The 14,479-nt window shown below is 59.7% G+C and carries 13 protein-coding genes; 8 read left to right on the top strand and 5 right to left on the bottom strand.

The features are described from left to right. Window positions 1–2: 2 nt before the first annotated feature. The 3 genes from RBB32_RS04695 to RBB32_RS04685 are packed head-to-tail and all read right to left on the bottom strand — an operon-like array spanning window position 3 to window position 2,969. Complete coding sequence (locus tag RBB32_RS04695) at window positions 3–500, bottom strand: TRAP transporter small permease (protein WP_306151521.1); 498 nt, start codon at window positions 498–500, stop codon at window positions 3–5. Continuing rightward, a complete protein-coding gene (locus RBB32_RS04690; RefSeq protein WP_306151520.1) occupies window positions 493–1,941 on the bottom strand; it encodes a mannitol dehydrogenase family protein in 1,449 nt (482 codons plus the stop codon). The genes RBB32_RS04695 and RBB32_RS04690 overlap by 8 nt, the downstream gene beginning before the upstream one ends. Further along, a complete protein-coding gene (locus RBB32_RS04685; protein WP_306151519.1) occupies window positions 1,938–2,969 on the bottom strand; it encodes an L-idonate 5-dehydrogenase in 1,032 nt (343 codons plus the stop codon). The genes RBB32_RS04690 and RBB32_RS04685 overlap by 4 nt, the downstream gene beginning before the upstream one ends. A 122-nt stretch (window positions 2,970–3,091) precedes the next feature. Between RBB32_RS04685 and RBB32_RS04680 the strand changes: the two genes are divergently transcribed. Together RBB32_RS04680 and iolC are read left to right on the top strand one after the other, a co-directional pair. Continuing rightward, a complete protein-coding gene (locus tag RBB32_RS04680) occupies window positions 3,092–3,919 on the top strand; it encodes a MurR/RpiR family transcriptional regulator (protein ID WP_306151518.1) in 828 nt (275 codons plus the stop codon). Between the two features lie 16 nt (window positions 3,920–3,935). Continuing rightward, window positions 3,936–5,879, top strand: a complete 1,944-nt coding sequence (gene iolC, locus RBB32_RS04675) for a 5-dehydro-2-deoxygluconokinase (protein WP_306151517.1) — start codon at window positions 3,936–3,938, stop codon at window positions 5,877–5,879. Window positions 5,880–6,499: 620 nt separating this feature from the next. On the opposite strand, the gene RBB32_RS04670 is transcribed toward iolC, so the two are convergent. Together RBB32_RS04670 and RBB32_RS04665 are read right to left on the bottom strand one after the other, a co-directional pair. Continuing rightward, window positions 6,500–6,862, bottom strand: a complete 363-nt coding sequence (locus tag RBB32_RS04670) for a hypothetical protein (protein ID WP_306151516.1) — start codon at window positions 6,860–6,862, stop codon at window positions 6,500–6,502. A 251-nt stretch (window positions 6,863–7,113) separates the two neighbouring features. Then, entirely contained in the window at window positions 7,114–8,142 is a 1,029-nt protein-coding gene (locus RBB32_RS04665) for a hypothetical protein (protein ID WP_306151515.1), read from the bottom strand. 265 nt (window positions 8,143–8,407) lie between these two features. Here RBB32_RS04665 and RBB32_RS04660 point away from each other — a divergent pair, with 265 nt between their 5' ends. The 6 genes from RBB32_RS04660 (at window position 8,408) to RBB32_RS04635 (ending at window position 14,476) form a co-directional block, all read left to right on the top strand. Then, complete coding sequence (locus RBB32_RS04660) at window positions 8,408–9,313, top strand: ankyrin repeat domain-containing protein (RefSeq protein WP_306151514.1); 906 nt, start codon at window positions 8,408–8,410, stop codon at window positions 9,311–9,313. Window positions 9,314–9,500: 187 nt separating this feature from the next. Continuing rightward, window positions 9,501–9,995 (top strand): hypothetical protein, encoded by a 495-nt coding sequence (locus RBB32_RS04655; protein ID WP_306151513.1) that lies wholly within the window; start codon window positions 9,501–9,503, stop codon window positions 9,993–9,995. Between the two features lie 132 nt (window positions 9,996–10,127). Further along, window positions 10,128–10,580: a hypothetical protein gene (locus tag RBB32_RS04650; protein ID WP_306151512.1), complete on the top strand. Its 453-nt coding sequence runs from the start codon at window positions 10,128–10,130 to the stop codon at window positions 10,578–10,580. Window positions 10,581–10,631: 51 nt separating this feature from the next. Next, entirely contained in the window at window positions 10,632–10,982 is a 351-nt protein-coding gene (locus RBB32_RS04645) for a hypothetical protein (protein WP_306151511.1), read from the top strand. After that, complete coding sequence (locus tag RBB32_RS04640; RefSeq protein WP_306151510.1) at window positions 10,979–11,818, top strand: tetratricopeptide repeat protein; 840 nt, start codon at window positions 10,979–10,981, stop codon at window positions 11,816–11,818. The genes RBB32_RS04645 and RBB32_RS04640 overlap by 4 nt, the downstream gene beginning before the upstream one ends. A 300-nt stretch (window positions 11,819–12,118) precedes the next feature. Further along, window positions 12,119–14,476 carry an FHA domain-containing protein gene (locus RBB32_RS04635; protein ID WP_306151509.1) on the top strand — a complete coding sequence of 786 codons (2,358 nt, stop codon included), beginning with the start codon at window positions 12,119–12,121 and terminating at the stop codon, window positions 14,474–14,476. Window positions 14,477–14,479: the final 3 nt, after the last annotated feature.

Raw genomic sequence — 14,479 nt, 5'->3', positions numbered from 1 at the left:
GGTCACTCTCCCAGCCGGCTGTCTTCGGGAAGTTCGCCGTGCGTCCAGCGGCGGACCATCACCTGCACCACGCGTATAGACAGCAGCAGGAACCCCAGCGGCACGATCATCTGCACCCAGACGAGATTGATACCCGTGGTCTGCGAGATATAGGGAAACTCGAACATCGAGACCGTGAAGAAGTAGCCGTGCCACATGACCACGGCATTGAAGACCAACCACAGGCAGTCGGCGAGGGTCAGCATCACAATCCGCGCAGTCTTGGGCAGCATGTCGAGATGGAGCGACACCCGGATATGCCGGTCGCCTTCGGCGGCCATGACGAAACCGAAATAAACGGCCCAGACGAAGGCGAAACGGCTGACCTCTTCAAGCCAGCTGAACGAGCGGCCAAAGCCGTAGCGCGCGCAGACCTGGAAGCCGAGCAGCGCCACCACCAGCGTCATCAGCGTGGCGCCGACCCATTCCTCGGGCATGCGTCCTCCAAACCACTTACGCATGGGCATCGCTCCTCGTGTCATCACGCAGGCGCGCGCGCAGCCGGTCTGGGTCGCCCGCACGGATCAACTCCAACCAGTCCGCGACCTGCACCTTGAAGACGGCCGATGCCGCGAGGGCCTCGGGGAAAAGCGGGGCGCGGATCACCGCATCTGCAACCGCGCGCGCCGATCCGGCGGCATCGCGTGCGATTGCCACCCGCGCCGCACCGGGGTCAGAGACCGTCACGCCGTAACGATCCGGGGTTGCGTCGCCTGCCTGTGCGATCCAGCCCGCAACGATAGAGGCGTGCAGGGCAACATCCCTGCCAGCAACCAGCCGGTCCGCGGCGGGGGCGAAAATGCGTTGGGGCAGCTTGAAGCTGGCATCGCTTGCGATCTGCGCGAGCGGGTGAACGATGGTCGGGTTGGCCAGACGGTGCAGCGTGGTTGCCGCATAGTCCGCAAGGTTCTCGCCCGGCGGGCAGGTAAGCGTCTCGGCCTGCGCTGCCAGGAACCGACGCGCCCATGCGACCAGCGCGGGATCGGTCGCCGCCTCGTGCGACGCGCCGTGACCGGCAAGGCGCCCCAGTTCGGCGAAGGCGGATTGCAGCCCGTTCAGCATCCGGTGCTTCATGTACTCGAATATCTCGACGTCCGGCACGACCTGCACACCGACCTCTTCCAGCGGCGGGCGGGGCGCCTGTGCGAAGCGATCCGCCAGCACCCACTGGCGATAGGGCTCTCCCACCACGCCAAGCGCATCGGGCTTACCCGCCGCTCTGGCAAGCCGGTCGGCGGACGCCCCCGACATGCGGGGCACGATGCGGTCAACCATGCTGTCGGGGAAGGCCACGTTGTCTTCGATCCAGCCGACAAGCCCGGGCCGGGTGCGCGCGACGAAGTCGGTCAGCACACCGCGCAACAGCGCACCGTTCGACGCCACGTTGTCGCAACTCGCCAGTGTGATCGGAGCGCCCCCGTTGCGGCGGCGCCGGTCCAGCATGGCAGCGAGAAAGCCAACTGCCGTGACCGGTGCATCCGGCGTGGCAAGATCGGCAGCGATGGCCGAGCTCGTGTCCAGCATGGTACTGCCCGAAACGTGGCAATATCCCTTTTCCGTGATTGTCAGCGTCGCAAAGCCGATCTCGTCCCACAGCGGATCGCAGGGATCGGGCCGGTCGTCGGCCCGCCGCAGCGTGCCGATGCGGCGCAATGTGCAATCATCCTGATCTTCGGCCAGCACGCTGTAGACGCCGTTCTGCGCGGCATGAACAGCGGCAATATCCGGTGGCGCGACGTTGATTCCCGCTACACCCCAATCCCGGTGCCCCGCACGGGCGAGATCGTCGTAATAGGTCTGCTGATGCCCGCGATGAAACGCGCCCATCCCGATATGCGCAGCGCCGATCCGCAGCGCCGCCGGATCGTAGGTGAGGTGGGACAGGGTATCGAGGCCGGTCATCCGAAATGCACCATGACTTTGAGCGTGTTCACCTTGTCCTGCGCGGTACGGAATACCTCCCCCGGATCGTCAAGCATCATGTCTGCCGAGATCACCGGCCTCAGGTCGACCTCTTCGGCCACGATCTGGCGCACGGCCTCGTCGAATTCATCCACGAAGCGATAGGTGCCAAGAACGCGTAATTCGCGCGTCAAAAGCTTGGCCATGGTCAGGGGCGCAGCGGCTGGCAGGAAACCAACCTGCAGCAGCGCGCCCCCGGGGCGCAGCGCCTCGGTGCAAAGGTTGAACGCCTGCGGCGCGCCCGATGCTTCGAATGCCACGTGTATCTGCGTCTCGGACAGAAATTTTGCCACCGCACTCGAATCGCCCGAGTTCAGCACCCGGTCCGCGCCGAGGGCCTGCGCGCGGTCCAGTGCCTCGGGAACAACGTCGGCCATGACGATCTCGGAGGCACCCGCGCGCCGCGCCGCCACCGCCAAAAGCTGACCGATAACGCCTGCCCCGGTGATCAGGACAACCTGCCCGGAAATATTTCCGGCCAGCGCCACCGCGTGCAGCGCCACTGCGTAAGGTTCGGCCAACGCAACGTGGCGCAAATCGGCCGCGTCAGGCAGGGGAACGCACTGCGACGCCATGACCACGGGCCGTTCCGCAAAGCCCCCGGCCTGGTGCGGGCGCCGTGCGGCGCTGCCCATGAAACGCATATCGGCGCAGAGATTGCTGCGGCCCTCGCGGCAGTAAATGCATGCCCCGCAAGGCAAGGCGGGATTCACCGCGACCTTCGTGCCGGGGGCGAGGCCGGTTACGTCCGCGTACGTCTCGGCGACGGTGGCCGAGAACTCGTGACCGAGAATCATCGGATCACGAACCACCGAGTCGCCGACCCGGCCATGTGCCGCGTAGTGAATATCAGAGCCGCAGACGCCGCCATAGGCAAAAGACAGGCGCACTTCGCCGGGGCCGAGCGGGGCCTCGTCACGCGCGTCAAGGCGGACATCTTCCGCCGCGTGAATCACGCAGGCTTTCATCTCGTCTCTCCTCCCACTGGCGAAATAATCGCTTGATACAGGACATTTTAGAACATAAAGTTCAATAATTCGTCAAGATGGAATTCAACAACCATAATTGAGCGAGAAAAAGGGAGGGTACGTTGGCGGCAGCTCAAAACCAGGAAGAACTCCAGGCCGAGATCGCGCGGTCTTATGACGGCCTGAGCAAGCGACTCAAGATAATCGCGGACTTCGTTCTCAAGGACCCGTCGGGCGTTGCGCTGCTCACCTCCGCGACGCTGGCAAACGAATTGGGCGTCGCGCCCTCGGCTATCGTTCGCTTCGCGCAAGCTTTCGGATATTCGGGATTTTCCGAGATGCAGGCCGTCTTCAAAACGCAGATGCAGCACGATACGCGGTCTTACCGCGACCGTATCCGCGGGCTTGAGCAACGCAAGGCCGGGCGCGCGACAGAAGAGATGGTCGCCAGCTTTGTCGATGCCGGTATCGCCTCGCTGCAGGAAATGCACCGCACCACGCCAGTCGCCCTGATCGAGCAGGCCGCAGAGATGATGGCCTCGGCGCGGATGGTCCACCTCCTCGCCCAGAAGCGCACGTTCACCGCCGCGACCTACCTGTCCTACAACCTCGCGCGGCTGGAAGTGCCCGCGCATCTGCTCGATGGAGCCGGCGGCACGCTCGACCAACAACTCAGCCTCGTCGGCCCCGAGGACGTGGTCTTTGCGATCTCGTTCCAACCCGGATCGGCGGAGACTGCACAGGCTTTCGACCACGCGCTGTCCGTCGGCGCGCGCAGCATCGCGATTTGCGACGTGCCCCGCGCCCCCTTTGTCAACGCGGACGTCCTGTTCCGGATTTCCGAAGCCTCGGTTGAAACCTTCCGCTCGCTCAACGCGACGATCTCGCTTGCCCTGATCCTCGCCATCCGCACCGGCACGCTGTGTTCGGAACGCAATGCAAACCGCTGACCCCCGGAGTCCGACGATGACCGAAACCGAACCAACCCTCGACGCCATCACCATCGGCCGCGCCTGTGTCGACCTTTACGCCGACCAGGTCGGCTGCCGTATGGAAGACGCGCTGAGCTTTTCCAAGTATGTTGGCGGCTGCCCCACGAATATCGCGATCGGGGGCGCGCGCCTGGGCCTGAACATGGCACTGCTCAGCCGGGTCGGCGCGGACCAGCACGGCACTTTCGTGCGTGAAACGCTCGAAGCCGAGGGAGTACAGACCTTCGCGCTTGGGACCGATCCCGAAAGATTGACAGCGATGGCGTTTCTCGGGCTGGAGGACGACCGCAATTTTCCACTGCTCTTCGCCCGCACCGATTGCGCCGATGCGGCACTGGACGAGGACGATGTCGATCCCGAAATCATTGCCCGGGCACGTGCCGTTCTGGTCACCGGAACCCATTTCAGCCAACCCCACCTTGAGGCTGCCAGCCGCAAGGCAATGGCCGCCGCGCGCGCGGCGGGCCGCAAGGTCGTATTCGACATCGACTATCGCCCGAACCTGTGGGGGCTTGGCGGCGCGGGGCAGGGCGACGTGCGCTTTGTCGCCGACGCGGCGGTGACGGCGCGGGTGCAGTCGATCCTGCCCGGATGCGACGTGATCGTGGGCACCGACGAAGAGTTGCATATCGCCGGCGGTTCCACAGACACACGTGAAGCCCTGCGCGCAATTCGGGCGCGCAGCGATGCGCTGATCGTGTTCAAGACCGGCCCCAAAGGCTGCGTGGTTTATGATGGCGATATCCCCGAAAATCTCGACGACGGCATATCGTCGCCGGGATTTCCGGTCGAGGTGTTCAATGTCCTCGGCGCGGGCGATGGCTTCATGGCTGGATTCCTGCGTGGTTACCTGCGCGACCTGCCGCTGACCGAGTGCTGCCGTATCGCCAATGCCTGCGGCGCGCTCGCCGTGTCGCGGCACGGCTGCGCACCGTCCTACCCGACATGGGACGAGCTGCAGGTGTTTTTCCAGCGCGGCATCCAGTCCCCCCGCCTGCGCGAGGACGACGTGTTGGAACACGTCCACTGGGCCACGACCCGGCGCCGCGCATGGGTCGATGTCTGCGCACTGGCGCTCGACCACCGGGCCCAGTTCGAAGACATGGCCGCGGAACTGGATGCCGACCCCGCCGCCATTTCCCGCTTCAAGGCGCTTGGCCTTCAGGCCGCGCTCGCCGCGCGCACGGATGGCATCAGCCTCGGAACCCTGCTTGACGGCCGCTACGGGCAGTCCGCCCTGTTCGAGGCCGAACGCCACGGTATATGGATCGGGCGCCCGGTGGAACAGCCCGGTTCATGCCCGATCGCGTTTGAAGGCAAGCCCTCGCTCGGTGTCGAAATCGGCGCATGGCCTCGTGACCACGTGGCCAAGTGCCTGATCTTCTACGACACCGCCGACGACGCAACGCTCAAGGCCGAACAAATCGCGCAGATGAAGCGCCTGCAATCAGCCGCGCGCGACACCGGCCACGAGTTCCTGCTTGAGATCATCTCCCGCGCACCCAACCGCTCGGCAACCGAGACCGGCAACGCCCTTGACGAAATCTACCGGGCGGGTATTCGGCCCGACTGGTGGAAACTCGCCGAGCAAGCCGATGCGGGGTGGGCCCATATCGACACGGTGATCCAGAAACACGATCCGTGGTGCCGGGGCGTCCTGATGCTGGGCCTTGATGCACCGCTCGAAACCCTGTCGCAAAGCCTTGAGCGCGCGGCGCGGGTCGGAATCGTGAAGGGTTTCGCGGTGGGCCGAACGATCTTTGGCGACGTGGCCCGCGCTTGGCTGGCCGGCGAAATCCAAGACGACCGCGCAGTGTCCGAGATGGCCCACCGTTTCCGGCACCTCATCGGCAAATGGAAGTCCGCCCGAACAGTCGAAACGGCAGCCAGCCCCCGAGCGGCCCTTGCACGACAATAGCGCCCTGGGCGGCACTACCAAGTTGATTGGGGCATCTGGACCTGCCCCGCTTTCGTGCTGCCCCAAGTGCTCGTTGAAGCCACAAGGCCTTTAATCGCAAAGGATGTGATGACCGGTCGAGAGGCGTTTAGGTGTGTCCCAATCAGGTGCCTCGTAGACGCATGCCGCTTTGTGGATGCCCTGACCCTCGGTATCAACTGGCTCGCTCTCTCCAGGTGAAAGTGTCACCGCGCTCGTGTAATAGTGGTTTGGGGTTCTTCCACAATCTTTTAACATGCAGTACGCGACCCAAACAGTTTTATTGCATAGGTTTGTCATTTGCGCTTTGAAAAATGCAATTCGGCTCGTGTAGCGAACATTGACGCAATCGTTTGCGACCTGTGCGTAACTCGTTCTGGGCGTACTGGCCGTGGCAACAGCTATAGTGGCGGCGAGTAACGTAATTATGGTGATGCCTTTCATTTTTTATACTCCGCAGGTTAAAAACTTACTCCTGTAACACATGAGATTTGATCGCCTGTCCTACCGCAATCCCCCCAAAGGGTGACCCCGGAACCTGATTATGATTAGCTGGTTTCCCCCACCATCCGTTCTAAACTCCGTGCAGCCAGAAGTTCCGCTCAACGGTCAAACTTGCGCGGAGCGCAAATGTTCTTGAACAAGGCAGGTATTTCAAAGCCTGCTGCATTCCGAGGTGCGCTTGAATACCGCGTGGTCCCGATCAGCGAGAACTTCCGAAACGGATGATCTTTGAAGTATCGCTGTATGATCCTGGTGCGCAGGTGAGAGAATAAGACGTACCGGTCCCCATCTATTTTGAAGTCGTTAACCTCGGCCTCGATATCCCCGAATGGTTCGCCGTTCAGCGCATAGGGCAGGAACAGATAGCATCTGCTGACGCCCTGCGAACATGCTCTCCGGGAAGTCGCACGCCACATGAGCTCGCCATCCGTCGTCCAGCGTTCGAACACCGCATCAGTCATTGGGGCTCCGGGGCGCTCTTCGATGTAAAGATAGTAGCCATCTTCCACATTGGCCCGGTATACGGACGCCCGGCCCCTATCTTTGCAATCAAGAGAAGCGCTTGCGGTGGCTACGACTGTCAGAAGTAGCAAGAGGGTGAAGGTCAGGCACAATCGATATTTGTGCCCAGAGCGCCTTGAACGCCAAATTGCCCGGTTATTATGCCCAGCCGCGACGACTCGTGGATCGCAGATATCAAGGGGTACCGCAGTCACTTTTCTGCCCTGTAAACCGTTGAGGCCAGCGTACCCCCATTCCAGATTGCACTATAGGATGGGTCGGTGATTTCACGACCCAGCCTCCCGTCCCCCATCGCTAGAGCGGACGTATTAATCCCGGCAAGCCGCATTTCGCCCTCCTCGAACACCAGCAAGGCAGACCCGCTGGAGCCAACTACCGTGTCACAAGTGTGGAAAACTTGCTGTTGTCGTTGCACGATGCTGCAACCAAGCTGGTAAGTGGCAAGCGCGCCGCTGTCCATGTCGGCATGAAATCCGACGAGATGGCCCTCGGACGCATCGAAACTATCGATCTCTTGAGCGACAGGTGAAAAGGCTCCTCTGACTCGGCTGTCAGGCATTTCATCTGTTGCTATGTTTGCCTTGAGATAGAAGACCAGAAAATCTTGCGAGGGCTGAAGTCCGGGAATGTCGTGCAGGTCCATGTACCGCTTCATGTTCAGCGGCGGGAGATCGAGACCAGTCGCAAACAAGGCGAAATCATTTCGGTCGCCCGCATATGTTGCATTGGCAAAGAAAATGGAATTTTCCAGTTGCTCCTCGGGGCAGCGCAGCTGACCCGTTTCGGGATCAATCAGGGTGTGGGCGGCCGTGACGACCGCTAGCCGGTCGCGATGCCAGATCAGTGATCCTTGACCGATCAGTCCACCAGAATGCTGTCCGCGGAGCTTGTTACACATGGAGACAACGCCAAAGCGGTTCGCAGCTTCCAGGATCGCTTCCTCATGCGCGGTCAACGTCTCCCCGCCCCGTTCTCTGTGGCGAAGCTCATTTATGCGAACACGATCACTTTCATCGTCAAACACGCGGGCGTTGATGCAATGCCTGTCGGGGGCCGAACCCGTTGCGGCGACGATCCTCTCGCAAACTCCGCTCGCGGATGTTGCTGAACGAACGGGCGTTTCTGCTGTTGTCCGATCCGGAATCGGAGCGGTTCCCAGAATGACCAAAGCGGTCGCCGCCAGAGTTCTGGTGTCGAAAATGTTTGTGGTGACCTTCATATCCCGCCCCCTAACCTCACCGGATTTGGGTACCAGAGTTAATGCCCCTCTAATTGATGATATCCCTGCGATCATAGTTCAGGCCGCTCGCCTGTATTTCCAACATGGGCGCCAGAGTAAGCAGGGCGCTATCCTTGATCCATCACCCGAACGGGGGATTGCGCGCTTGGTATAAGCTTCCGCATGATATCGCTCGATCTGATCAAGTCGCCTGGCGAGCACCCTGCGCGCGCGTCTAGGGACAAACCCTGGCAAGGAGAAAGACATGGTATGGACCTGTAGAGCGGTGTCGTTCGCTTTCGTGTCGTTGGCCTGGCCCGCTGCGGCTGACGACACCCAGCCATACCCCGAACCTGAAATATGCCGCGCGGTTGTGGAGCGGGATATTGAAGGCATAGGCATACTGGCCAGGGCTGGACAGGACATCGAAGCACCATGTGCCTTTGGTGGCACGCCTCTTAGCTACGCGGTGAGATATGAAAACGTGCCGGCGGCTCGGGCACTTTTGGAGGCGGGTGCAGATGTCAATGCACGAACAGATCGCTTCGGAACCGCTCTTATGACAGCGGCGGGCACCGGGCAGCTCGAGATGGTTCGCCTCCTGATCAAGGCTGGAGCAGATGCTAACACGGCTATGCCTTACGCGACCGTTTTAATGTCTGCGATCAATTCCGGATCACAGGAAATCGTGCAGGCCCTTATCCACGGTGGTGCCAACGTTAACGCCGTTCACCAAGATACCACAGCGCTTGCTTGGGCCGTGCGACATGGACAGACAGCGATTATTCGGCAACTCGTGGCAGCAGGAGCGAATATTAATTTCAAAGAGCCTGCTACGGGGGATACTGCTCTGAGAGACGCGGCTGCAATGTCGAACAACGATGTTGTTCGCGTGCTTTTGGACGAAGGCGCTGACGTCAATCTGATGGACCGCTTCGGAGGGACGGCCCTGATGGAAGCCGCGATTGGACCTGTTCGAGGAACCATTGCCCAGCGTTGGAAGGCCGAGGCTGGTGGGCGTTTGGCAACCGTTCAAACCCTGATCGATGCAGGCGCCGATATCAACGCCAAAGACATGTTCGGAAAAACGGCACTTATGCATGCAAAAAAGGCGAGGCACGACAAGGTCGTACAGTTGTTGATCGAAGCGGGCGCCGAACGGAAAGACTGACGGCGTCTACCCGATCCTGATGGTTGGGCTGATCAATGGGTCAGAAATCAGTTCTGCTAGAAACAGCCGGTCCAACCAGTCATGTACTCATTCCCCTGAAAGGGTGATTGCGATATGCCCGATCAGCGGCACCATACGAGGATGAAACGCATCCTTAGCCAAATTCCGGCACCGCTCGGTGGCAACCATGTCGTCGTCTACTGATGCAACGAAGGCCGACGCCGATCCAGCAGTTGCAGAGTGTTGGCTGGTTGGCAACCAGGTTGCGCGACCGGAGAAAGGCGGCGTATCCGCATCGTTGCGTGACGAGCTTGCCCGAACTCTAGGTGCGAGCGGCTTGCCACGCCCCGCATTGCCGCTCACGCATCATCTCGCCTTTGTCGGCACCCCTCGCCCGGATGGGCGGCAACGGGTGATTATAGTCAGTGACAACGCCCTGCGGGAATTGATGGACGAACACATCGTGGGTGTTGGCCTCTCACCGGCTGAATTGCGACTGCTTAAGCAGGTTCTGGGCGGGCGCACCCTGCACCAGGCGGCAGATACTGACGATGTCAGTTATGAGACCAAGCGCTCGCAATACAAGTCTCTTGCCCGCAAGCTGGGGGCGCATTCGCAGGTCGAATTGAGCGGCTTGGTTTTTACCCGCCTAATGTTGTGGTTCGGTGATTTGAGCGGGTGACGCACGCAGTCGACGGGCAAATTAGTCCGACGGTCTTTCACGGTCTGGCCCTTTCCCCCTTTCGGGTGATTGCCGCACCCTGCATGCAATTTTACCGTTCAGGAAACATGGCACCAACCAGTGGAGGCAATCATGCAACTCCGGCGTCCATACCTGTTCGCAGCCACAATATCACTTTGTGCATTTATGTCCGGCGGTGTTGTGGCGCAAACCCGCGAGGCGACGCATTGCATCGATCCCGTTCCCAAAATCGAGTCGCACGGCTCCACTGCGTTCCTGAAGAATATCTGCGACCGGCATGTCGCAGTCATTCACGGCTTCAACAAGAAAACCGACGGGACGCCGCTGGATAACCCGTGGTGCGTCGGAGATGGCTTCGGGCGCGCGCACGACCCCGGACGCATCGGAGATATATACGACCCCGGAGAAAAGAAGCCAGTCGGGCTATGGTTCGACCGGGGCATCACATTCACGATGCACTGGCGGGCGTGCTTCGTAGACACACGCGCCAATAATTCGGTGTATTTCCTGATGCAATCACCGCTCTTCCGGTTCGACAGCGATTGCGAAGTCACTTGCGAATAACGGCTTTCAGCCAGCCAGAACCTATACGTTTCCCACTGAAAGGAGAAAACCATGTTAAAAGCCATGATCACGATCACCGCACTGTTGATACAGGCGTCAATAGCGCATGGACAAGGCTCAAGTCCGGGGTCGGCCACGATCGGCGGTGGCGGTGACTGCCTCGATGTCGTCGATGGCCAGAGCGTCGAAGCCATGATTGCCGACGCGGGCAGTATCGAACACTTGCACGAGGTGACCGTGGCGCAGATCGAAGAGTACGATCGCTGGCTTGTTGAGATGGAAGCCGCCATGAACCAGGGCGTCCGTGAGGCCGAGATCAAGGCACTCTACGAACAAGGTCAGGCGGCGCGTGCCTTGAACGTTGACCTGAAAGAAGCATTGGAATGCCGGATGGGGGCATGACGTTGCGCCACTGGCTGCTCTTGGCGGCACTCATCTTGCTACCCAATTCAGCATTTGCGCAAGAGAACGAACCCGTCACCGCATGCCGTATTGATGCGGGGGACGTTGATGATTTGACGGAAAGTATAGCGCTCGCGGTTATCGAGGAATGCGAGGCAGTTCTAGCCGATAATCCGGATGATGATGCAACACGCGCTTACCTAGCTGAATTACACATGCACCTTGAGAAGATGTACAGCTTAGGGAAAGAAGTGCCCACGAGTATAGAAAAAGGGCTATATCACCTGCGCGCAGCCGCTGAGTTGGGCGCCGGAGGAGCTCAGTTTGTACTCGGAGGAGCCTACAGGAAAGGTTGGCCTGGCTATCTCTCTCAAGATCACAAGATGGCTGTTTACTGGCTTCGCAAGGCGGCAGAGCACGAAGGTCAAATGTTTGCCCAATTCGATCTTGCTGATCTCTATGCAAACGGCCCGCTAGATATACGGAATTATGAAGAGGCAGCAAGGTGGTATCGCATACCTGCGGAGGACGGCCTGAGCTCAGCTGCAGCTGCTCTTGGCAGGTTGTATGAACAAGGCTTGGGCGTAGAACAAAGCGCAGAAACCGCAGCACTATGGTACCAAACAGCCTTGGATAACCACCGTTCCAATTGGCGAAGCAGCGACTGGGGAGCCGTAGCCAAGGTCCGTCCGCGGGTTGCACTGGGCCGCATGTATGCCGAGGGCCGTGGAGTTCCTCAGAGCCGCATCAAGGCCGTTGAATTATTTCGCATTGCTGCAGAGTCAGGTGATCAGGAAGCTCAGGGGGCCCTCAGGGCCATGGGAGAGACATGGTAAGCCTCACTTCGGTCCGGTGTCAGGCGCGCTTTTTGTGACGCGCGCGGGGTTATCATGTTTCGCTAAGCGCTATGCCAACCATATTTTGCAGATTTTTTGTGGAAAAACAGCGCGTTTCTGCATTTGACAGGCTGATTTCACCCGTTCGGGTGATTGCCCGGACCGGATGGGTGTGACGTGCTTCCAGTGTACGAGTTTTTGCGCGGAGGCCTGTATGAAGCGGCTTGCATTCCCCGATCTGGATAAAAGCCTGGGAAAGATTGAAAGGATCCGTCTCCCTATAGGAATTGCGGTGACCCAATGAACTATGTCATCGGAAACCAGAAAGATGCGGATATTCACCTAGATGTTCCCTCGGTTTCGGCCAGCCATGCAAGTCTGTCTATCGACGATGAGGGACAGACAACGTTGTCCGATCTCGGAAGTGCGGAAGGTACGTTTATCCATCTCGAGAATCGCTGGCTGCGTATCACCAGCGCGCCGGTGGCTGCCGAAGATCGCGTCCGCCTCGGCACGCATGAAACCACCGTCGGCGCCCTTTTGGACAGCACCCGCGACAAGCTGGCGGCATCGGGATACCTCCGTTATTCGCGCGACCCCGAGACCGGTGAGATTACCGCCTATCATGTTGCGCCTGCAGCGCAACCGCTTGCTCCTGTCGCACCGGCACCTGCAACCAAAACGGGCTTGGAGGAGGGGGAGAGTGCCCCCAGGAAAAAATCCAGCTTACCGCGACAAGCAGGTTACGCCTTCCTTGCCATTCTGGTGCTGGGAGGCATTGGATACGGCGTCTATAAGGTGGCCCCGCAATGGTCATTCTCGGAGCCGCATCAAGCCGTAGAGGTGGCTGAAGCCGATAGCGAAACAGATGTGGATATCAATCCTTCCGATGCGGAAACACCGGATAACATAGATGACGAGCGCGTCGATGAACGCGATACCGCAGAGGCAGACATAGACCCATCAACGCCCCCCCGGGATGAGACTATTGAGCCTGCGGGGGATGAACGACCCGCTCCGGAAGCAACCGACCAAACTGATGCACCCTCCCGCCCCTCCGATGGTACGGCGACGGACGACCCCGCGGTCGAGAACGATGCTATCGGCACAAACGGCAGAATCGAGAATGAGAATGCCAATGACACTATAGGAGATACCGAAGCGGGTTCCTCAATGGATGTGGCTGAGGGGGCTGCGCCCACGCCAGAAGATGCCGAGGAACACGTATCTACCGAGTCAGAACCGGGCACGCAGAACGCTTCGGAAACCAGTGCCGAGGCACTGAATGGAGAGGCTTCGCTAGAAGATGAAGAGTCTCCGTTCGTCGGTAGCGATGTGTCTGAAGGTCATACCGTAACCGGCTCGACGGAGCGAACACCGGAGCAAGAGACCAGCGACGACGGCACAGAGGCCCTTCGGCAAGCGACTGAGCCTGCCGCCGAGGATGATGAACTTAACGACGATACGCAGTCAGATGAAGTTCCGCCCGCCGAAGATGGCCTCAACGACGTAACGGATAGCCGCACACAGGAGAGCAATTCCGGCTTGGGAAGGGAAGAGAATAATCCGCATGATACTGGTGAAATCCCGCAACAAGCTGCAAGCGGAACGTCGGATACAGGCGATGATCCAAACGAATCTGAAGTAGGCACCGAGCAAGCAAACGTAGCGGATACCGTTGCTGGTGACAGCGAGAGCCAGGATATACCGGAACCGCAGTCAGAGACTGATACGAACAGCAGCGATACACCTGCCGCGGCGTCGGACGATCCAACCATGGAAAACGGGTTTGATGTTCCAGAGCAGCAACCGGATGCGACGACTAACGCAGTTGGCATGGACGGTCGAAGCTCTTCCGGGACTGGCAGTAACGGTTCAACCACACAGCCGGAAACCGAGGCTCCTGAGGACACGAATGTTTCTCCATCGCTGGATGCTTCCACCTCAAACCGTGATCAGGATGAAACGACAGAACCACAGCAACCTCAAGACAGATGCGGTGAGGCGACACTTCACTGGAACACGATCAGTGCTAGCGGCAACCCGGCGCTCCTGGAACAACACATAAGGCTCTTCGGCGATTGCGACACCGCTGGTCGCGCTCGCAGGGCACTGGAGGACTTGAACTCGCAATCACTTGTTGAGGACATCCAGTCAAAACTCAAGGAGGCTGGTTGCTACATGGCTGGAATCGACGGGATATGGGGAAATCAAAGCCGACAGGCCATCGCCAATTTTGTAACCCATTCAGGCGAAAGTTTCGACGAGCGAGAGCCGTCTTCGGAAATGTTGATCATGCTTGGAAACCACGAGGGTCGTGTGTGCCCGCTCGTTTGCGATGCGCGGCATACGCCCCGAAACGGCGAATGCGTGCTCAAGACTTGCCCGAGCGGTCAGAGACTTTCGCAGAACGGAAATTGCTATTCGCCGCAATCACAGAAAGAGGCGAAATGTGAAGCTTATAAAAGTTCGAATGATCGCTACGTCCGCCAACTTATTAAAACAATGAAGAGACTATCCAGAGAGAAAGGGCAAGCCCTCAGCTATGAGGAGGCGCAAGCAGTAGCTCGCATATGCCAGAGGTCTCCCCAGCGGTGCGGCATGAGCGCGGAGCTCATCCGTCGCGCCAAGTACTATAGCAATACCTGCCGCGGATAATGA

This window comes from Roseovarius sp. MMSF_3281, from assembly GCF_030733685.1.
In the GTDB taxonomy this organism is placed as follows: domain Bacteria; phylum Pseudomonadota; class Alphaproteobacteria; order Rhodobacterales; family Rhodobacteraceae; genus Roseovarius.
This window is presented reverse-complemented; position numbering and strand designations above follow the sequence as displayed.